Origin of the sequence: Nostoc sp. FACHB-110 (genome assembly GCF_014697425.1) — a bacterium.
Classification (GTDB): domain Bacteria; phylum Cyanobacteriota; class Cyanobacteriia; order Cyanobacteriales; family Nostocaceae; genus Nostoc_B.
On record NZ_JACJRU010000007.1, the window covers coordinates 86652 to 107383 of the forward strand.

The window sequence follows — 20732 nt, forward strand, 5'->3', positions numbered from 1 at the left end:
GACTCTGGACAATTAACTAAGCGTGCAATTGCTCAACTAGATATCGATGTTCTTCCTGACTTTTTTCGTGTTCCACTACAAACACATTGGAGTAAAGATTAGCAATAATTTGTTTGCCTTGTTGGGTTAGCGATAAATAACGCAGACCATCTTTGATATAAGGATGAACTCCATTCCAGTAAAACTTGGCGTAATTTTTGCGTAAATCGGCTGGAGTTTCGTATCCTAAAACTTTGGTCATGCCCGTTTCTTCAAACTCATAGAACAATGAAGTAATTTTCTTGAGATAACGGGGGTCACTTAATTGTCCAATTAAATCAGCAGCACGGACTAAACCTGCAAAGTTAACTGTATCTTGATGATCTTCGGCTGTGGGTACAGGAAAGCGTGTCCATTCTATATTGCTTTTAATTACATCTGCATCGATTAACTTATGACCGCCAAAACGCTCATCAATAAATAGCTTGGCTCTATCGACATGATAGGGGGTGAGACTGGCATCAGAAGCACCAGGATGCAGAGAAATCATTCTCCCGTTTTTACCTGTGGCGTATAAACCTGCTGCTTCTTGGTCTTGGCGACAAACTCCTTTGACATAACCGATATCATGACAAACCAAGGAGATGATAAAGTGCAACCAATCTTCACTAGACACACCACCTTCGCGGATGTGTTTACCTCGTAAAATTTCCTGGCCTACCAAGGTGACTAAGATAGAGTGTTCGACATTGTGATACAAGGCATCGCTATTGGCAATATTTTCCAACGCCATACTTCCCGCCCAGGCTATGATGTCTTGATATTCATTTTTGAGACAGCCGTAGGTGCGACTGTAGCCTTCTCGAATTTGGTTGACAAAAGCATCTATTAAAATTTCAGTGGCGTTGAACATATTGGGTAGCTCTGTTCAGATAAAAATATCTATTGGTATTTTCAATTGGGCAAAATCAAAATTTTGATTAGTAATCCAATGCAGACTTCTCCTTTGTAACTTATATATAAGTGTGGACGCTAGCTGCTTTGAACTCTTGCTCAGATAATTAAATAGGCTGTGCTTTGTTAGTTGTTAGCTGGAAGTCTTGAGAATCACCATATTCTCATGTTCATCAGTATTTCATACGAATGCTATGAGTGGCGGTGATCTGAATACAAAAGCTATGTGACTCTAATTAAGCTGTGTGAACTTCAAAATAACGGTCAAATCAAGCTTAGGAAACTATCAGGGAAAAAGTTTGGTTTTTTGAGCGGGAATTTAGCAAACTCACTTACCAGTAAGCGAAAATTAACTGACTCATAAATTCGGTATAATTACTGTTTTTTATTTTAAGTAATGATAAAAAACATGACCTATGTCATGGTTATCATAATGGGGATTATTACAGTCAAAATTGGAGACAAATGCCAAATTTAATATATGGTAATGAGTCTCAGAATTTCTTAAAAATACTTACAGATTTGTGGATTTCCAGAAGTAGAGGTGCAGAGAGTGAAAGATGAAAGTATTCCAGAACAACAGCTAGAGCCTGGGGCGAAAGTCTATCAAGACAATTTATCTCAGCCAGCGAAACAGAAGCAAAAACCGTCTTGGCTGATGCCCCTAGGAATTGGTACTGGTTTAGGAATTGCGATCGCTTTGGGTGGTATAGGTGTAGTTAGTCAACTCCCAGTCTCGCAGCCAAAAGCAGTGGCAAATAAAGCTACAACTAAACCGAACCCGGTAATGACAGTCACGGTTGCTACGGTAGAGACTACGCGTGTAGTTCGCAGTCTCAATACTACAGGGACAATTGCAGCCCGTGATTTAATTCCCGTTCTGCCCCAGGTGAATGGTTTACAAATCAAAATTATTCCTGAAGATATTAAAGAAGGAGCCTATGTCAAACAAGGTCAAGTCTTAGCTATCTTAGATAATTCAATGCTGCAAGCCCAATTTAGCGAAGCGAGAGCGGAGGTGGAATCTCGACAAGCTGATGTTGGCTCTCGACAGGCAAATATGCGATCGCAGCAAGCAAATGTCTTGTCATATCAAGCAGTAGTACAGCAAAGAAAGGCAGATTTAGCCCAAGCCAAAGCGAAATTAGAAGAAGCCGCCAAGAATTTTCAACGTTATCAAAAATTAGCCACCGCCGGAGCTATTAGCCAGCAAGAACTCGATGCACGTTCCTACACTCTGAGAACTGCGGCGGCGGCTGTTACTGTTGCCCAAGAAAATATTCGCAGTGCGCAAGCCAATGTCTTGAGCGTTCAGGCTGATACCGGTGGTGCTTTAGCCAATATCTACAAAGCCAAAGCTGATGTGCAAAGTAGTATCGCTAGGATTAGACAACTACAAACTCAGTTAAAGCAAACAGTGATTCGCGCGCCAATTTCGGGCGTAATTGCCGAGAAGCTAGCCAGAGTTGGAGACGTGACAGGTATACCGCCCCAAACGCAAGTGGGAACTATTGTGGGTGGGACGCAAAAACTATTTTCGATTATTCGTGGCGGTAAATTAGAACTGCAAGCGCAAGTGCCAGAAATCCAACTTGCACAGGTAGAAATAGGCGCGCCTGTGCAAATCGCCTCTGATATTGATCAACGGGTGCAGTTGCCAGGCAGAGTCAGAGAAATCCAACCGATAGTTAATGATAAGCGCCGAGAAGCCACCGTCAAAATTGACCTGCCCCTGACAGACTTACTGAGGCCTGGTATGTTTGCCCGGGCCGCAATCACCACAAATACATCACTCACAATGGCAGTACCGCAAAAAGCAGTCCAATCACAACCAGATGGCAGTGTAATTTTATTTACTTTATCCCCAGATGACATAGTTAGCCGTCAAAAAGTTGAAGTAGGAGAACCCATTAATACTGATTTAGTCGAAATTAAGAACGGCGTGCAATTAGGAGATCGCGTTGTTGTTGATGGTGCAGGCTATCTCAAAGATGGCGATAGGGTAAGAGTTAAAAGTTAAGAGTCATTTGTCCAGCAGGCAAAAGGAGGAAATTTCACACTTCATCCGACCCTTTGGGAAGCCGCGCAAAGCGCGTCTACACACTTCATACTTCATACTTCATACTTCACACTTCACACTTCCTCAAATGTCTTTTAATATCTCGGCTTGGTCAATCAAAAAACCTGTACCCACAATAGTTTTATTTTTAATTTTGACTGTTGTTGGTTGGTTCTCGTTTATTTCTTTGGGCATTGACACCAACCCTAATATTGATGTGCCGGCGGTTTCTGTGACAGTCACCCAAGCAGGTGCAGGGCCAGCCGAACTGGAATCGCAAGTGACGAAGAAAATTGAAGATGCCGTCGCTGGGTTGGGCAACATTGATAATATGATTTCTACTGTTGTTGATGGTAAATCGACGACAACGATTAATTTTGTTTTAGGGACAAATACTGACCGTGCTACTAATGATGTGCGAAATGCGATCGCCCAAATTCGCCAAAGTTTGCCTCAAGATGTTAACGACCCAGTGGTGCAACGCCTAGAATTTGCTGGCGGCCCCATCATCTTTTATGCAGTTAAATCAGATCAGCGTTCTGTAGAAGAACTCAGCAATATCGTAGACCAAACTATCAGCCGCGCCTTGTTAGCAGTTAAAGGTGTGGCCCAAGTTAAACGTATCGGTGGTGTTGACCGGGAAATTCGGATTAATCTTGACCCATCGCGCTTAGAATCTTTGGGCATTACCGCTACCCAAGTCAACGACCAAATCCGCGCTTTGAATATCAACTTACCAGGGGGACGCGCCGAAGTCGGGGGTAGTGAACAAAGTATCCGCACCCTTGGCAGTGCGCCGAGTGTGGCGGCGTTGCAAGCCTATGAAATTATTCTACCTGGTGGTGGTTCTGTACCGTTATCCAGCTTGGGAACTGTCGAAGATAAATTTGCTGATGTACGTCAAGCTGCGCGCTTGAATAATCAGCCTGTGGTTGCTTTTCAGGTGTTGCGTAGCACTGGCAGTGTGGTTGTGACTGTCGAAGAAGGTGTGAAAGCCGCAGTCGCCCAACTCCAAAAAACTTTGCCGCCCGATGTCAAAGTAGAGTTAATTTTTACTAGAGCCGATATTATCCGCCAATCTTATCAAAGTACGATTGATGATTTGATTTTAGCTTCGTTATTGGCAGTCATTGTCATTTTACTGTTTTTAAAGAACTGGCGAGCTACTTTAATTACTGCGGTGGCTTTGCCTTTATCGATGATTCCCACTTTTGCAGTGCAGCAAGCTTTGGGCTACACCCTCAACAACATGACTTTATTGGCCTTAGCTTTAGCTGTGGGCAACTTGGTAGATGATGCCGTGGTGGAAATTGAAAATATGGAACGCCATATGGCAATGGGGAAAACCCCTTGGCAAGCGGCGTTTGACTCCTCCGATGAGGTGGGGTTAGCAGTGATGGCGAGTTCGGCAACGATTATCGCTGTATTTCTCCCGGTAGCATTTATGGGTGGCGTTCCGGGGCAGTTCTTTCAACCCTTTGGCGTGACTGTTGCCGTGTCTACTATTTTCTCCACAATGGTAGCGCGGATGATTACACCAATGATGGGGGCGTATCTATTAAAAGAACCAGCCCAACCCAGTGCAGTACAGGCGAAGACCAGATTGGGTAAGTTATTTTATCGCTCATCAAAAGTTAACCAGCCAAAACAACAGTTTCAGCCTTACAAATTATTATTACAAACAGCATTACGCCATAAGTTAACCACACTAGCGATCGCAATGGCTTTTTTCATGGCCAGTTTGATGTTAGTTCCCTTGATTCCCAAGGGTTTTGTTGATGATGGTGACTTTGGCATTTCTAATGTTTCGGTTGAAGTTCCCCCGGGTTCGACATTGGCAGATGTCAATAAAGTAGTCACCCAAGCAACTGACATCATCAAACAAAACCCAATTGTCGAAAAGATATTAGCCACCGAAGAGATAAATTCAGCCACTTTATCAATTCAACTCAAGCCCAAAGAAGAACGCAGTATATCGCAAAAACAATTTGAAGAACAAATTCGCCCCCTATTTCAAGAAATCCCAGGGGCCAGAATTAGCTTTCAAAGCCAGGGGCCGGGAGATAGCCGTAAAGGATTATCTATAGTGTTGCGGAGTGAAAATCCCGAAGCTTTAACTCAAGCCGCCAATGATTTAGAAAAACAAATGCGTAACATTCCTGGACTAGTAGAAGTGTCGTCTACTGCTAGTTTAGTTAAACCAGAGATTTTAGTCATACCTAAGCCCCAACGCGCCGCCGATTTAGGGGTAACAGTGCAAGCGATCGCCCGGACAGCTTCTTTAGCTACCATTGGTGATAATGATGCTAGCTTGGCTAAGTTTAACTTGAGCGATCGGCAAATTCCGATTCGCGTGCAAATTGACCCGACAGCCCGTGCAGACATAAATAATATCAAAAATTTGCAAGTTCCCAGCCAAAACGGTAATTTAGTGCCTCTGGTGGCTGTTGCAGATATCCGCTTTGGCAGCGGCCCTGCAACTATCAACCGCTACGATCGTGCCCGTCAAGTTGCGGTTGAAGCCAACTTGCAAGGTATATCCCTGGGAGAAGCAGTTAAAGCCGTCAATGAACTACCAGCAATGCAAAACTTACCACCCGGTGTTGCCCAACAAGCTTCCGGTAGTGCCAAAATTATGCAAGATATATTTAGTCGGTTTGGCGGTGCGTTAGCCCTAGCCGTCATGTGCATCTATGCGATTCTTGTCCTGCTATATAACAACTTCTTGCATCCTCTATCAATCATGGCCGCCCTGCCTTTTTGTTTAGGTGGTGCATTGGTCGCCTTAATGGTTGCCCAAAAACCTCTGGGAATTTACGCATTGATTGGTATCGTTTTATTATTGGGGATTGTCACCAAAAACTCAATTTTGTTGGTAGATTACACAATCATCAATATTCAAGAAGGTAAAAACCAACGCCAAGCCCTAATAGAAGCGGGTGTATCTCGCCTACGTCCAATTATGATGACTTCCTTAGCGACAATTGCAGGTACTCTTCCCCTTGCCTTGGGTATTGGTGCAGGTTCTGAAGTACGTCAACCAATGGGAATTGCTATTATGGGCGGCTTTACAACTTCAACATTGCTGACTTTGGTAGTAGTCCCAGTGATCTTTAGCTACATTGATAACTTCCAGAATTGGATGTTGAACACACTGCGTTATGGCTTAGGTAAAAAACCACACCCGCCTGCTGATGAAAAAGAGGTTAGGGAGGAGCGATCGCAAAACAACACCTCTGTCTCGGAAATCCAAAACTAATCAATTATGGTATAATATGTATTAGCTTTGACTCAGTTAAAAGTTACTACTCGCGGGTGTAATTCAGTGGTAGAATGTCACCTTCCCAAGGTGAACGTCGTGGGTTCGAGTCCCATCGCCCGCTTTTCAAAAAATCCTCTCCCCTGACCCCTTGCACCCTTGCCCCCCTGCGGCTTTAATGATAAGTCTTTAACAAGATATGATATTACGTATGAAAACGAAAAATCAAGGGTTTAGGGGTTTAGGGGTGTATGTATCCAAAACCCATTAACCCGACACCCATTAACCCAGTCTCCACAAACAATCTTTGTGCGTAAGTCCTATTGGTCTTGGTTATCCACCACGAGCTATTTCGCAAAATTCGCCAAGCCTTGTCAATTCCCAAAATTCAGGCAATTCTGTTAATTCGCCACTCATCCCAACTCAATTCCGTTAATCCTCATCCTGTCCTAAAAACAAGCCTTCTAAATCCTGATACCCACCAACAACACGCAAAATTTCCACACCTTCCTCAATTGGACGGTAGAAAATCAGGTAATCATTAACAGGAAAGCTACGTACATTAGGAGCTAATTCATCTCGCCTACGTCCCATACGAGGAAATTTTGCTAACCTTTCACATTTGTTGTTACTTTTGGTGAGAAGGCTTTCCGCAGCATTAAAACTAATATTGTCAGCAATGTAATCGATGATAGCCTCTATGTCTCGACTTGCTGTAACTGTAAACCTACAAATATTGCTCATTGACCAGCCTGAGCGTGTTTTTGTTGCAGTTTCGCGCGTAACCGTTGAAATATCTCTTCAGCATCCACTAATTCACCCCGGTCGGCTGCTTCTATTCCAACATGAATTTCCTGCTTTAGTTCCTTAAATCTTCCCTTGTATAACTTTTCCCATTCATCAGCTTGTAATAGGTCGATGAACGCCAGTACCTCTTGTTGCTTCTCTGGTGATAATACCCGCACTTTTTCTAAAATGGCTTGCTCAATGGTCATTTAACTGCTCCCTAGAGTGAAACTCGCGCATCAATCATATTTCCTATTTCCTATTCTAAAGTTGGCATCCCCACAGAAGAACTAACAGCCTCTGCTGCTTCTTCCCTTCCAGCAATATCATCAAGGCAGTAGTATGCAACTGTGAATGTTGCAAACATTTTCTTAACCTTTTTATTCTATTACACATTAACCTAATTGTTGAGCGAGTATGTATAATGTCATAGCTGCTCATACTTGTTATCCAATTACTGATTAAACTGTGCATTACTATCAATAGAATCAAACTGCTCTTACAACGAAATTAAAAACTTATTAAACTATAACAAGAGAGTGATTAAGTTGGATTTTGTGTGTAGCTAATTTATCATACACAGAGTTGATGCAGGCTCTTTTTTTTAATAAAGGTAAAAATATCCTTAGTAAGATTGAAATTTATATATTTTAAGTAAAATAATTTACCTTGAATAATCATCAATAAAATATTTTTTGTATCCATTGTACATATCATGATTCAAATCAATCTCAACATCAAATATCTAGAAACTGCTGTTAACCCAACATTTGCTAACCATGAAACTTTTCATCCGCGTTTTGGCTGGTTGAAAAAAGGGTTTGATGCAGCCAAGAAAAATCCAGGAGTTTTCTTACAAGATGATGCACCTGTGCGTTTAGGTGTTGGTAAAAATATGGTACGTGCTATTCGTTATTGGTGTAGTGCGTTTAAACTAATTGATAAAAGTAACTCACCGACAACATTTGGCGAAAAACTTTTAGGAAATAATGGCTGGGATGCCTATTTAGAAGATCCGGCTTCATTGTGGTTATTACATTGGAATTTGTTGAAACCAACTTGTGAAGCGGCGGCTTGGTATTATATTTTTAATGTTTTTCGAGATTTAGATTTTACTAAAGAAGACATTTTGGCAGGATTACAAGACTATATAAAGAGTTTTGATAAAAGAATTGCTGATTCATCTTTTATGAAAGATATCAGTTGTATTTTAAGGATGTATGCGACACAAGATTTTATGAGAGATAATAGCCCCATAGAAGATTCGATTGATTGTCCTTTTAATGAACTGGGTTTAATTCGTCATTTTGGCAAAAGTTATCAGTTTAAAATTGGTGCGAAAGCTAATTTACCTGCATCGGTGATAGTTGCAACTTGTTTAGAGTATGCTAGTTGGGCGAATCAAGACAGCAATACAATAACTATTCGCAAGTTACTTTATGATGAAGGTAGCCCAGGGATGGTATTTAAACTCACAGAAAGTGTTTTATTTACGGCTATTGAAAAAGTTGCAAAGGAATTTAACACGATAATTCTGGAAGATACCGCAGGTTTGATTCAGTTATCTTTACCGGAAAATCCAGAGATATTAGCTGAAGAAATTTTAGATAGATATTATCTGAGAGAATAGGATTAAAAGAAAAATTAGGATTATATCTATATATTTATTAAGAAGCATGAGTGAAATTATGACTAACAAAAAGCTATCCCATTATTTTAGTTTACAGCGTCGCTATTCTCGGTCTATTAATTTAGAAAGAGATTTAGATAGTGTGGAAGCTTTAGACGGTTATGTACTGACGAAAAGAGCGCTTGATTCGCTCAAACGAATTTTAAATAATTTTAATAATAATGAAGGGAATAGGGCTTGGACTTTAACTAGTGTTTACGGAACTGGAAAATCGGCTTTTGCTCATTATTTAATTTCTCTGGCGGCTAAATCCCAGAGTAAAATTTATCTTAAAGCTTTAGCGATCGCTGAGGATAAATTAGGTAAAGATAGTGAGATTTATCAGTTAATTCAAGAGAAAATTAACCCTAAAGGATTAATTCGGGCTGTAGCTACGGGACAAAGAGAACCAATTAGCCATACTATTATTCGGGCTTTGTTGACTGGTGTAGATAATTTTTGGACTGCTAGTCAAAAAAATAAAATCGGCGTTGTGCGTCAGTTGGTAGATTTAGAAGCGGAAATTAATGATGGTGGTAAGGTTGATAGCAGAGAAATTCCGCATTTGATATTAGAATTAGCTAAGGAATCAGGAACGGGAATTTTCCTGGTAATTGATGAATTAGGTAAGAATCTAGAGTATGCGGCTCATGCTCAAGGTGATGAAGATTTATATCTTTTGCAACAATTAGCTGAATTACCAAAAGATAGTCAATATCCTGTTTATGTTTTAGGGATTTTACATCAAGCTTTTGGTGAATATAGTCAAAGACTAGCAACGATTCAAAAGAATGAATGGGCAAAAATTCAGGGGAGGTTTGAAGATATTCCCTTTACTGAATCATCTGGTCAAATGATGAGTCTGATTGGAGAAGCAATTGACTCTTCAGCCGCAGAAAATATAGAAAGTGCCACTAATAGCTATTCTGAAGAATGGAATAAGTACTTAGAACCAATCATTATAGATGAAGAAGTAACAGCTACAATTATCAAAAAAGTTTATCCCTTACATCCTTTATCTGCTTTAGTTTTACCAACGCTTTGTCAACGCTATGCTCAAAATGACCGTTCTTTATTTACATTTTTAACAAGTTATGAGCCTTTATCTTTTCGTAATTTTTTAGAAGAAGTAAGGGTTAAAGATTTTGAATTACCTTGCCTTAAGTTATACCAAGTTTACGATTATTTTATTGAATCGGCGGGAATGGGTTTAGCCTCTCGCTCAAATTTACAAAGATGGGTGGAAATTCAAGACTTAGTTAATGATGCTAAACGTTTAGAAGAAGATAGTCTCAGAGTAATAAAAACTATTGGGATTTTGAACCTCATTACGCCTACAGGTTCACTACGGGCGACTAGAAATTTAGTCTCTCTAGCAATGTGCAGTTTCCCTACCGCAACAGAAATTAGTTACTGGCAAGAAATTATTGATAAACTCTTAAAACAAAACCTGATTACCCACCGTCGTCAGTTAGATGAATTACGGATTTGGCAAGGTTCGGATTTTAATTTTGACAGTGAATTAAGTAATTATATCGGACAAGAGCGATCGCCTCTCGTCAAGCTACTATCTCTACACCGTCCCCTCAAGCCTTTAGTTGCACAACGTCACAGTTATAAAACGGGGACTTTGCGTTATTTTGAACGCCATTATTTAGATAGTTCTCAAGATTTGACTCAGTTAACTTGTAGTAGCACAGATGCAGATGGTTTTGTTGGTTATTGGGTAGGTGAAGAACCTCTGGGTGGTGAGCGAAGTCGAACCACTACTTCCGTCCCTACTACCACTAGCGATGGTAAGCCGTTAGTGATTTTGAGTGCGGCGAATTTAGAGATATTACGCATCCGTACTCTGGAATATGTGGCTTTAAGCAATATTAAAAAAACTGCCAAAGAGTTGCAGACTGATGGGGTGGCGAGAAAAGAAGTAAATTATCGCCTACAAGAAGCGGAAGAATTTTTAGATGAAACTTTAGATCAATCCTTTAGTATTGGGGTAAATCAGCAATGTTGGATTCAGGGACAAGTCGAGACATTAAACAACATTACTGACTTTAATAGTAAGCTGTCGGAGATTTGCGATCGCACCTACAATCACAGTCCCATTTTGTGGAATGAATTAATCAACCGCCGTGATTTAACCTCCCAAGGGGCGAAGGCTAGACGGGAATTGATTCAGGCGATGTTAGAACATCAGCATGAGGAAAGATTGGGCTTAGAAGGATATGGCCCGGAAGTGAGTATGTATTATTCTCTGTTAGAGGAAACAGGGATACATCGTCAAGAAGATGAAGACTGGGACTTTTACCCACCATCGGCAAATTCTGGGTTAAATTCTCTCTGGGAAGCGGTTGAAAATTTTTGTCTAGCAGCTACAGAGAAAAGTCAAACATTTGATTTACTTTATCAACATTTATCAGCACCGCCTTATGGAGTAAAACAGGGTGCAGTTCCCGTAATTTTAGCGGCTGTGTTATTGTATCACGCCGATGATTTGGGGCTGTATCAAGATGGGACATTTATTCCAGTATTGGGAACAGAACATTTTGAATTATTAGTTAAATATCCTGAACGGTTTGCAGTTAAGTATTTTGCAGTTGTGGGATTAAGGGCGGAAGTATTCAAAGAATTGGAAGTTATTTTACGTAATCCCCAGTTAAAGAAATTGGGGAAAGTGCGTAACACTACTTTATTAACGGTGGTGACTCCGCTTTATCAATTTGTGAAAAAACTGCCGAAATATACTCAACAAACTAAAAGACTAGCAACAGAACCGAGAGCAATTTTAAAAGCATTACAAACCACTGTTGAACCGGATGAATTATTATTTAAAGCTTTACCCGCAGCTTGTAATTTACCAGCAATTGGGACGGAAACTGGGGATGATGGGCTAACGGCGAGAACTTTAAGGACTAAATTAGTTCATGCTTTGAGAGATATTCATACAGCTTATGATCAATTATTGAGTGATTGTCAAAAACTGATTTATGAAGCCTTTGGGGTAAGAAGTCCAGAAACAAAATTGCGGGAAGATTTGCGAGTTAGGGCGAATTATTTAGCCGGAAAATGTATTGAACCTTTACTCAAACGCTTCATTCGCGCTGCGTCAGATGAAACTAAAACTGATGCTCAATGGTTAGAAGCTTTGGTGATGATTGTAGCAGATAAACCGGCAGAATCTTGGACTGATGATGATGCAGTTGCCTTTGAGATGAAATTAGCCGATTTAGTACGGCGGTTTAAGAATTTGGAAGCTTTGCAAAAAGAAGTCGCCGCCAAAGGCGAAGGTTTTGAAGCACGACGCATTACCATGACTCGTCCTGATGGTCAGGAAATCCATCAAATGGTATGGGTAGATCATGGGCGAGAGTCGCAAGTTGAAAAGATTGTGGACGAAATTTTAGCAAAATTGCCTGATGATCAACAGTTAAGACAGGCGATTTTAGCAATGTTGAGTGAACGCATTTTAAATCCTGATTTACCTGAGACGGTGGCGCAAATTAGCGATAAGGGGAATGATGAAATAGCGGGGAAAAATGCTGGTTAATAGAAGCATTATGATGAGAAAGAGAACCTAGCACCGCAACTGCGTCACGAGAGCGAGTTAGATATAAATCATACCGAGCAGCTAAGAGAAATCAAAAGATGATCCAAACAGCGATTACTAAAAGAATTACCACAATTAATGAAGCAGAAAGGCAATTTAATTTAGTTCGTACTGCTGATATTAATTTTTTTCCAGAGTGGAGAGAAAATTTAGCTGATTTAACTGATAAGGAAAAAACAGTATTAGATAGAATTAAAGCTAGATACCGCTATCATCGAGCCAACGGACATCTAGCAGAAGGGTTAGTAAATTTAGTGGTTTTATCGCCCTTACTTGAGTTAGCAGGTTTTTATGATCCGCCTTTTCAAATGCAAGGGGAAGTTGCTATTGAAGTTAGTGCATTAGTTCCACTAGATGAAGTTAGCGAGGAAATTTTACGGGGAAGAATTGATTTTTTAGTAGTGTCAAAAGGACTGTGGATTGCAGTTTTGGAGTCTAAGGGAACAGCGATTAATCTTGATGTGGCAATTCCTCAAGTTTTAGCTTATATGATGGTTAATCCTAACGCAGAAAAACCTGTGTTTGGGATGGCGACTAATGGGGGAGAGTTCTTTTTTATCAAACTAAATCGTCAGAGAACACCTCAATATGATATTTCGCGTATTTTTTCCCTTTTACCTCTACAAAATGAACTTTATGATGTGCTAATGATTTTGAAAAAGCTAGGAAGTCAGATTGAGGATGATACTAACTGAGTTCAAAAAAGCATTCCTGAAATGCTTCAAGCCACTCCATATCCCGTGTATGGACGTTTGTATGGTGGTTGTAAACCAAACACAATATCTTCCTTTGGTACTCCCATTTCCAAGAGTTCCTGTGCTAAATCGACATCTGTCATATTTTGCTGAATCCAGATTTTGCCATTTTTAATATCAAAATGAATGACACTGTGATACACACGATTTAAACCATTCCAACCTATACGCATCAACTGATAATGATCATGTGCTGTATCAAATAATAATTGATTTTCAATTTCTTCATGCTTAGATTTAGACTGACTATGTTTAGTTAACAAATTTTGGATATGTTGACGATATATCTCTAATCTGTCCATGATAAAATTACCTCCATGATTGGCTCATATATCATTAGTTTTAACTTATGTTTTTGGACTGCAATTTGTGCTAATCTAGTCTGAAAAAATGTACTATATGCGTCAACTGGGATTGCTAAATATAATCTACGTTCTGGTTGAGTTTCTTCAAGAGCAATTTGATAATTTAAGAACTGTCCTAAAGCCGTGTGAAAGTCACTAACCGCCGAGTTACTGGCAAAACTTTTAATTTCTACAGCTATCTTTTCTCCTTCTCTTTCTGCGGCTATCAGCCTTTCCGCACCTAAGTCAACTTTAAGAGTTACTTCCTCAAATTCGATTTCTAGTGGATCATCAGTAACTATCCAGTTTTCTTTTTGAAGGGCATTTTTGACTGCTTCATGAAATAAATCTCTGGCTGACATCAGTACACAAGTTTGTTATATATATTTTTAACATAATTAATATTCTATCAAATGTGAGATTGAATAAGATATTGGTTACTGCAATTGTCACAGTTAATATTAAGAGTAATTTTGAATTATACAGATTGTTATAATCAAGTATTATTCTAGTGAAATAGAACAAAGAGATTTTGGAGTAGTGACAATGTTAGGTTTACTAGCCAAATTAAGTTTATGGGAAGAATTAACAAGTCATTCAGCACTACAAAATGTTGATTCTGACCAAATTTTGCTGATGAATGAAATTAGCTGGGATATATATGAAACACTATTGCAAAGTTGTCAAAATAATTCTCACTATCGCTTTAAATATTTAGAAGGTACTTTAGAAATAATGTCACCGAGTCGCCGCCACGAGGTGGATAAAAAGATTATTGCTTTATTGTTGGAAACCTATTTTATAGAAAAAGGTATTGATTTTTATCCTTTAGGTTCGACTACTTTTAGAAGAGAAGCAGCCGCTAGGGGTATAGAACCAGATGAATGTTATTGTTTTAATTCGGAAAAACCTGTTCCTGATTTGGCGATTGAAATAGTTGTCACCAGTGGGGGAATTGATGATTTATTAATTTATCAAGGTTTAGGTGTGTCGGAAGTTTGGTTTTGGCGGAACAATCAATTTCTATTATATTATCTGCGTGGTAAGCAGTATGAGCAAATAGCGAAAAGTGAACTTTTTCCAGATTTAGATTTGGAATTGTTAGCTAGTTTAGTTATGTCTGGTGGGAAACCAAAAGATTTAATTGCTCAGTTTCGGGAAAGCTTTAATAGTATGAAGTAGGGTGGCAATAGTCCGTTACGGCTAGATATTATTGGTTCACACTCCCAAATTCTTTCATAGCCGTAACACAGCCTTGTATATTTACTTTATCAATAGACTCTATGATAAAGAAAGAACACAAAGTAAATTTCTAGCATTTAACCTTTATAAACTACTATGCAGCAAATTATATTTGCAGAACTGCCAGAAACTGTTCAAAAGTTAATTAACCAGGTACAAAAAACAGGTGAAACCCTCACTATCATTCAAAATGGTGTTCCCTTCGCTATCATCTCTCCTATTCAGAAGAAATCACTCATAGAAACACTTTCTACCCTTGAACCACTGGATGAAGACTTAGCGGATGTAGATGAAGGATTGTTACCTTTAGATGAATTTAAACGTAGAAAACTGGATTAATCCTGATGAAGAAAGATAACAATTATTAAGTAGGGTGCGTTCAAGTAAAGCGTAACGCACCGCATGATAATTGTTTATTCTTGTTGTTGGGTTAACCAAGTTTCTAAATCAGCAATGTTAGAAAAATCTAGTAATGCTTCTCCGAGATTTTCTAATTGTTCAATTGATAATTTTTGAATTTGCTCGATTAATGATTGGTTAATTTCTCCAAGCCGGCGATTGAGTTGACGTAGAACTAAACGTTCTTCTCCTTGTCTATTTCCCTCCCATATAGCTTGTTCTCTATCTCTTTGATAAAGTGGTTCTAATCGCATAACTAACTCCCTATCGTCTGTTTCTAATTCTTGATTGATTTTTAAGTTTTCCCGCAGGTTGTAAACTAATTCGAGGGTAGCTTTTTGGTATGGATGATTTAATGGTAACGCTTGCAATTCCATAATTGCTTGTGATTGTACGTTTCCTCTACCTAAAAGTCTCAGCCATAGTGTTTCGGGTGTTTGTGGTAGTTGATGTATGGCGACAATGGCTGTGCGTAGTGCATCTGGGAGAAAATGTACTCCTGATATCCAATCGGGTTTTTGGACTGTTCCAAAGCTAGATAGTCTAGTTTCGGATACTGTGGGAGTTAGCACCCACAATTGGGGAATTTCTGAGTCTTGAAGTTTGGTTTTGTTGGTTTTAGCTTCTCGCCGTAGTGAGGCTTTGACTTCTAATAATTTGAGTATACAATCACAGATTTCATCGGTGGATGCTGGATTGCGGAATGGTTCTATGATGGCTGGATTTTCGGCAAATCTTCCTAGTAAACCCAGGATTTGTAAGTTAGGTGTTTGCTGTTTGTTGGGTGTGAAGAAGACATCTATTTCTTTGATTTCTCCTGAAATTTTTTCTGATGCTTTGACTTCTCCGTAATTTTTTAGTAGTTCTTCCAGATAGTCTTTAGCGAATTTGTCATGTATAAAGCGCGTCACTTCGCTGTTACTCCGAATTGAACGTTAATGATTCTCTGAAATCAAGAGTTGATGCGATTAGACTCGTCTAACTCCTATCTTGCACCAGCTTTTCATCCCGCCAAGAAATAAATTTCTTGGCTGATAGCGAAAGTCAGATAAATCTGACTAGAATAATCCTTTAGTCCGTTAAAACGGACTTATGCTATTAGACTCGGAATAAATTCCGAGGCGGAATATCGGGTAGGTGCAAGATACAAGCTAACTATCTCAGTTAATCGCACCAACTCTCGACGGGTTTGATTTCCTAATTCACATCTTGCACCTAGCCCCAGCGAATAGAATTCGCACGCCAGATGCTTCAAGTCGGGCATTGCCCGCCCAACGCACTGGCTCGGCTATACAAACGAAGTCCGCCTATCGCGCTTGCGCTGCGCTTGGCGCACCACGCGGACTAACGCAATATCAAGGGTTTGGAACCCGCGCAGGCGGTGAGGGGGTCGCAGTCTTGGCGGTTCCCGTCGATTGCGAACCCCCGAACCCGTTAGCGCAGCGTTAGCGACGCAGGAGCGTCAGGGGTTTTGTCTGTGTAGCCGCGACTTCAGTCGCCCTCGTGCAAGATATGTGCTAACCTTGCTGTCTAATTAATACACTTACTACATCGCCTAATTCACCTAAACTTCTTGCTATGACTGGTTTTGACCAAGAACCCACTTCTGCATAACCTGTAGTATGTAGCTGGTAGATTGTTCTCCTGACTAATTCAGGACTACCGACTAATATGTGCTTTATTTTTTCTCGCTTTACCTGGACTTGATTGCTACTGCTATCTTCTAACCTCACAAATTCTTCCGCCATAACGCACCTGTGTAATGTTGCAAAGTAGTATGAATCTTTTTCTTGGACAATTGTACGGTACAATATGTACGTACTGTACAAAAGAAATATTGAAACTTAACGATTTATGATGAGTTTTGATGAGCAGCAAAAATTTTTTGTGACAGAGAAGCGTCAAGGACAGGAGTATCTTGGTTTTTATCTTCCAGAAGGGAAGAAGGATGTGTTTAAGGAGTATTGTCAGTTTATTGACAGTACAATGAAGGATGAACTAGAGAAATTTATTGATCAGTGCATATCTGAGCCGAAGTTTCAGCAATACTTAGAAATGAAGCGTCGGTTAAAAGATAAGTAATATTTTGTGTATTTTCACGTCTTGCACTAAGCCCTGATTGCATTATGGGCTACATAAACTAAGTTCACCTGCATCAGCTGTTACGCATTTAAATTGGATAATTAGGGCGGGCTGTCCGGCCCATCCCACAAGAATTTGGCAGAAATCTATTATGCAATTTAAATGTTTTTTAGCTTAGACTGACTTAAAATCAATGCTTTTGTAGCCTGCGTTTGATGTGGTTGTTGATTATACAAATTTTGGGTGTAGTAGCGGCGATTTTAATTGTTGCGTGTTTTAAGAATATAAAAGTATAAAAATATAATTATTTTGTGGCTGTAAAGGCGATTTTTGCAGTAAAAATACTAGTTTTTGTTGTTTTATGTTTACAAATGCTACACGATATCTTTACACATTTGCTAGGATATTAGCACGATTAATATAGTTGCCAAAACGCACTAAAAAACCAGCATGGCGGAGAAAAGAACTAGACATATATTGGGGCTTTCTGGGGGGAAAGATAGCACGGCTTTAGCGGTGTTACTGCATAGGGAAATTCCAGAGATGGAATATTTTTTTTGTGATACCCATAAGGAATTACCGGAAACTTACGATTATCTTGACCGCATTAAGGCACGTCTGGGGATTAAAATTCATTATCTCAGTGATAAACGCGGTTTTGACCATTGGTTAGCAATTCATGATGGTTTGTTACCTTCCCCCCAGATGCGGTGGTGTACGGTGAAGATGAAAATTAAGCCGTTGGAGGATTTTGTCGGGGATGATGAGGCTATTAGTTACATTGGTATCCGTGCTGATGAAAACCGTGATGGTTATATCTCCACTAAACCGAATATTACACCTGTGTTTCCGTTTAAGGAAAGGGGTTTAGTTAAGGCTGATATTATTCGGCTTTTAGAAGAAAGTGGTATTGGACTCCCTGACTATTATCGCTGGCGCAGTCGTTCTGGGTGTTTTTTCTGTTTCTTCCAACGCAAGTATGAATGGGTAATGTTGGCGCAGGAACATCCTGATTTATTTCAAAAGGCTGTTGAGTATGAATCTAATCATAGAGATGGTAGAACCTATACCTGGACTGATGGGGAAAGTTTATTGCAGCTTCTAGCACGCAAGGATGAAATTATTGCTCAACATGAAAAGTTAATGGCTAAAGAGAAAAAGGCTGCTCATAAACGTTCTTTAGGTGAAGTATTAGAAGAATTTTTAGAGCAAGAAGATGATGAGTTACCTTGTTTAGTTTGTCATTTATAAAAATAAAATCTAGTTTAGATAAGAGTATTATATGGATATTATTCAAGCTTTTGAAGTTAACAGCTTAACAGTTTATGATTTTTTTGCACGAGATAGAATTGGATATAATATCCCTCAGTATCAAAGACCATACAGTTGGGATAATGAAAATATTGAGCAATTGATGGATGATATATGTAGCGGAATGTCTGATGTACTTAATAACGATAATGAAATACATTTTTTAGGAACAATTATTACTGTTGAAGATAAAGAATTAAGGAAAAAAATTAGTGACCCTCTCAAAAGAAGCGCACTACCTACTAAAGTTGAAAATATTATTGATGGTCAACAAAGATTGTCTACCATTGCTATATTAGGATGTTGTCTTTACCAGAAATTGAAAGAATTAGATTCTCAATTACTTTCAAATGATAGCCATGAAAGCTTAAAAGAAGCAACTGCTAGTTATTTGACTAAATTAAAAAATATTTTTTCCTATAATCTTGAAACTCGTGGCAAACCTTCTAGAAAACCAATTATTATTCGTGAAAGCGAGGATGAATGGATACTAGATGAACCTGAAGATTTTAGTAATTTTTATCAATCAGACGTAACAAAGTTTTTAGGAAAATTTATACGCTCTATAGAGCAAGAAATAAATTTAGCAGATTTTCAAATTAATAATAAACTATCTAACAACCTTAAGACAATAAATCAGTGGTTGCAAGATGTACAAGATGCTCATATTCAAAATGGTAATAAAAAGTTTATCTTCCCTACAGCAGAAGATATCATTGGTAAAATAAACCAAGAAAATTTTTGGGATTATCCTAGAACAGAACTCAACAATTCAATTACTGAGTTAGTTAAAGCTCGTGATAATACTACTTGTAGCCTTATTCAAATATTAGGTTTTAGTTATTATTTACTAAAATGCTGTTGTTTCACTTCAATAGTACCCACTTCAGAGGTTAGAGCATTTGATATGTTTCAATCTCTTAATGCAACTGGTACTCCTTTGACTGCCCTTGAAACATTTAAGCCGTTGGTAATTAATTCTGTAACATCATTGGGATATAAATTTGAAGAATCTAATTTCAAAAAATATTTTTCTGAAGTAGATTCTCTTTTTGATAAATTAACTTCTGCCAATAGTAAAAATGAACGCACAAATGAATATCTAACTTTGTATGCACAAACTTATAACGGTAGTAAATTATCTAAGCAGTTTAGTAAACAAAGAAGGTGGTTAAATGACAATTATAATAATTTAACAACATTACCACAAAAAGAAAATTTCATTCGTAACATGGGGGATGTTGCAGTTTACTGCAAATCTATAATTTATTCTAGTAGTAAAAAAAATATTGCTAACTTCATATTTAATATTGTCGGTGAAAACTTAAAAGATTCTGCTGAAAGTAAAGAAGCGGCTATGTGTGTTTTGTATTTATTAGATGCAAAACATGAAATGGCACATACTATTCTTTCAAGATTTTTTTCTTCCACACGGCGTATAGCCGATGACAATAGAAGAAAAGAATTTATAGGCGTTTGTAAGGCAATTGCAGCATTCTTTACTTTGTGGCGTGCAGCAATTGCTGGAAAATATCCTGATAGTGAATATAAAAAACTACTTCGACAGCAAGATTTATCTTGGGATACTAACGAATCTTTAACACTGCAAGAATTAAAATTAAAATTTTTAGAAATACTTAGTAGAAATGGAATCACAGATGTAGATTCTTTCGTTAGCAATGCAGTAGAAAATTTTAGATATAAACTTTCACAAACTGTGTGTAAATTTATTTTATTTATAACTGCTGATAATACAATTGTAGATTCTAATAATCCTGGACTAATGAAAATTGGAAGAACAGGAGCAAGCCCTTTATATCTTGATCCATATAAATGGATTGATTCTAACTTAGAAACAATTGAACACATTGCTCCTCAAGATGAAAAAGCTCAAGCTGGATGGGGTAGTGAATTATATGAAAATAATAATTACGATAAAATAGGAAATTTGACACTTTTACCCAGTAAAATCAATATTTCTGCAAGCAATAAAGGCTGGGCTGAAAAATATATTTATTATAGCTACCTTGCAGAACAAGACCCTAGTAAGGTAACAAAATTAAAAGAATTTGCAGTTAATCGAGGAATTAACTTAAATGATTCAACTATTAATATTTTACAAAAAACTGATTATAACCATCATGTATTACCTCTCATTCAAGTAGGTATTGATGGAATTTGGAATCAAAATTTAGTTGATAAAAGAAGTCAACGGATATATGAAATATTATGGAAAAGACTTTATGAATGGTTATCTTGAGCAAGAACATTTTATAGTGCTAGAGG

At 38.5% G+C, this 20732-nt stretch carries 18 protein-coding genes and 1 tRNA gene; 12 read left to right on the forward strand and 7 right to left on the reverse strand.

Going from position 1 to position 20732, the window contains the following annotated elements; translation table 11 throughout:
- Positions 1-16: 16 nt before the first annotated feature.
- Entirely contained in the window at positions 17-892 is an 876-nt protein-coding gene (locus tag H6G69_RS09480; protein WP_190685064.1) for an Npun_R2479 family HD domain-containing metalloprotein, read from the reverse strand.
- Between the two features lie 594 nt (positions 893-1486).
- Here H6G69_RS09480 and H6G69_RS09485 point away from each other — a divergent pair.
- The 3 genes from H6G69_RS09485 to H6G69_RS09495 all read left to right on the forward strand — a co-directional run bounded on the left by H6G69_RS09485 (position 1487) and on the right by H6G69_RS09495 (position 6375).
- Positions 1487-2953, forward strand: a complete 1467-nt coding sequence (locus tag H6G69_RS09485) for an efflux RND transporter periplasmic adaptor subunit (RefSeq protein ID WP_313950433.1) — start codon at positions 1487-1489, stop codon at positions 2951-2953.
- 127 nt (positions 2954-3080) lie between these two features.
- Positions 3081-6251 carry an efflux RND transporter permease subunit gene (locus H6G69_RS09490; RefSeq protein ID WP_190685066.1) on the forward strand — a complete coding sequence of 1057 codons (3171 nt, stop codon included), beginning with the start codon at positions 3081-3083 and terminating at the stop codon, positions 6249-6251.
- 52 nt (positions 6252-6303) lie between these two features.
- A tRNA-Gly gene (locus H6G69_RS09495) sits at positions 6304-6375 on the forward strand.
- Positions 6376-6683: 308 nt separating this feature from the next.
- Here the strand turns inward: H6G69_RS09495 and H6G69_RS09500 are convergent.
- Together H6G69_RS09500 and H6G69_RS09505 are read right to left on the reverse strand one after the other, a co-directional pair.
- On the reverse strand, positions 6684-6995 hold the full coding sequence (locus H6G69_RS09500; RefSeq protein WP_190685069.1) for a type II toxin-antitoxin system RelE/ParE family toxin: 312 nt from the start codon (positions 6993-6995) through the stop codon (positions 6684-6686).
- Positions 6992-7246 (reverse strand): hypothetical protein, encoded by a 255-nt coding sequence (locus H6G69_RS09505; protein WP_190685071.1) that lies wholly within the window; start codon positions 7244-7246, stop codon positions 6992-6994. The genes H6G69_RS09500 and H6G69_RS09505 overlap by 4 nt, the downstream gene beginning before the upstream one ends.
- Positions 7247-7752: 506 nt before the next feature.
- Between H6G69_RS09505 and H6G69_RS09510 the strand changes: the two genes are divergently transcribed.
- The 3 genes from H6G69_RS09510 to H6G69_RS09520 all read left to right on the forward strand — a co-directional run bounded on the left by H6G69_RS09510 (position 7753) and on the right by H6G69_RS09520 (position 13008).
- Positions 7753-8667 carry a DUF4007 family protein gene (locus H6G69_RS09510; RefSeq protein ID WP_190685074.1) on the forward strand — a complete coding sequence of 305 codons (915 nt, stop codon included), beginning with the start codon at positions 7753-7755 and terminating at the stop codon, positions 8665-8667.
- Between the two features lie 58 nt (positions 8668-8725).
- Positions 8726-12253, forward strand: coding sequence for a hypothetical protein (locus H6G69_RS09515; protein WP_190685076.1), 3528 nt, complete (start codon positions 8726-8728; stop codon positions 12251-12253).
- Between the two features lie 98 nt (positions 12254-12351).
- Complete coding sequence (locus H6G69_RS09520; RefSeq protein WP_190685079.1) at positions 12352-13008, forward strand: type I restriction endonuclease subunit R; 657 nt, start codon at positions 12352-12354, stop codon at positions 13006-13008.
- A gap of 26 nt (positions 13009-13034) precedes the next feature.
- On the opposite strand, the gene H6G69_RS09525 is transcribed toward H6G69_RS09520, so the two are convergent.
- Both H6G69_RS09525 and H6G69_RS09530 read right to left on the reverse strand, forming a co-directional pair.
- The gene (locus H6G69_RS09525) at positions 13035-13370 is read right to left on the reverse strand and encodes a XisI protein (RefSeq protein WP_190685082.1); all 336 of its coding nucleotides are present in this window, start codon (positions 13368-13370) and stop codon (positions 13035-13037) included.
- Positions 13358-13774: a XisH family protein gene (locus H6G69_RS09530; protein ID WP_190685085.1), complete on the reverse strand. Its 417-nt coding sequence runs from the start codon at positions 13772-13774 to the stop codon at positions 13358-13360. Before H6G69_RS09530 ends, H6G69_RS09525 begins: the two co-directional genes overlap by 13 nt.
- Before the next feature lie 184 nt (positions 13775-13958).
- Between H6G69_RS09530 and H6G69_RS09535 the strand changes: the two genes are divergently transcribed.
- Entirely contained in the window at positions 13959-14594 is a 636-nt protein-coding gene (locus tag H6G69_RS09535; RefSeq protein ID WP_190685089.1) for a Uma2 family endonuclease, read from the forward strand.
- Positions 14595-14750: 156 nt separating this feature from the next.
- A complete protein-coding gene (locus H6G69_RS09540) occupies positions 14751-14993 on the forward strand; it encodes a type II toxin-antitoxin system Phd/YefM family antitoxin (RefSeq protein ID WP_190685091.1) in 243 nt (80 codons plus the stop codon).
- 74 nt (positions 14994-15067) lie between these two features.
- Here the strand turns inward: H6G69_RS09540 and H6G69_RS09545 are convergent, their stop codons facing one another.
- Complete coding sequence (locus H6G69_RS09545) at positions 15068-15964, reverse strand: DUF4351 domain-containing protein (protein WP_190685095.1); 897 nt, start codon at positions 15962-15964, stop codon at positions 15068-15070.
- 298 nt (positions 15965-16262) lie between these two features.
- Here H6G69_RS09545 and H6G69_RS09550 point away from each other — a divergent pair, with 298 nt between their 5' ends.
- A complete protein-coding gene (locus H6G69_RS09550; RefSeq protein ID WP_190685097.1) occupies positions 16263-16502 on the forward strand; it encodes a hypothetical protein in 240 nt (79 codons plus the stop codon).
- 68 nt (positions 16503-16570) lie between these two features.
- On the opposite strand, the gene H6G69_RS09555 is transcribed toward H6G69_RS09550, so the two are convergent.
- Complete coding sequence (locus H6G69_RS09555) at positions 16571-16801, reverse strand: hypothetical protein (protein ID WP_190685101.1); 231 nt, start codon at positions 16799-16801, stop codon at positions 16571-16573.
- Positions 16802-16907: 106 nt separating this feature from the next.
- On the opposite strand from H6G69_RS09555, the gene H6G69_RS09560 reads away from it, so the two are divergent.
- The 3 genes from H6G69_RS09560 (at position 16908) to H6G69_RS09570 (ending at position 20706) form a co-directional block, all read left to right on the forward strand.
- Positions 16908-17135 carry a hypothetical protein gene (locus H6G69_RS09560; RefSeq protein ID WP_190685103.1) on the forward strand — a complete coding sequence of 76 codons (228 nt, stop codon included), beginning with the start codon at positions 16908-16910 and terminating at the stop codon, positions 17133-17135.
- 450 nt (positions 17136-17585) lie between these two features.
- Positions 17586-18386 carry a phosphoadenosine phosphosulfate reductase family protein gene (locus H6G69_RS09565; protein WP_190685108.1) on the forward strand — a complete coding sequence of 267 codons (801 nt, stop codon included), beginning with the start codon at positions 17586-17588 and terminating at the stop codon, positions 18384-18386.
- A 31-nt stretch (positions 18387-18417) separates the two neighbouring features.
- Positions 18418-20706: a DUF262 domain-containing protein gene (locus H6G69_RS09570; protein ID WP_190685111.1), complete on the forward strand. Its 2289-nt coding sequence runs from the start codon at positions 18418-18420 to the stop codon at positions 20704-20706.
- The last annotated feature ends 26 nt before the right edge of the window (positions 20707-20732 follow it).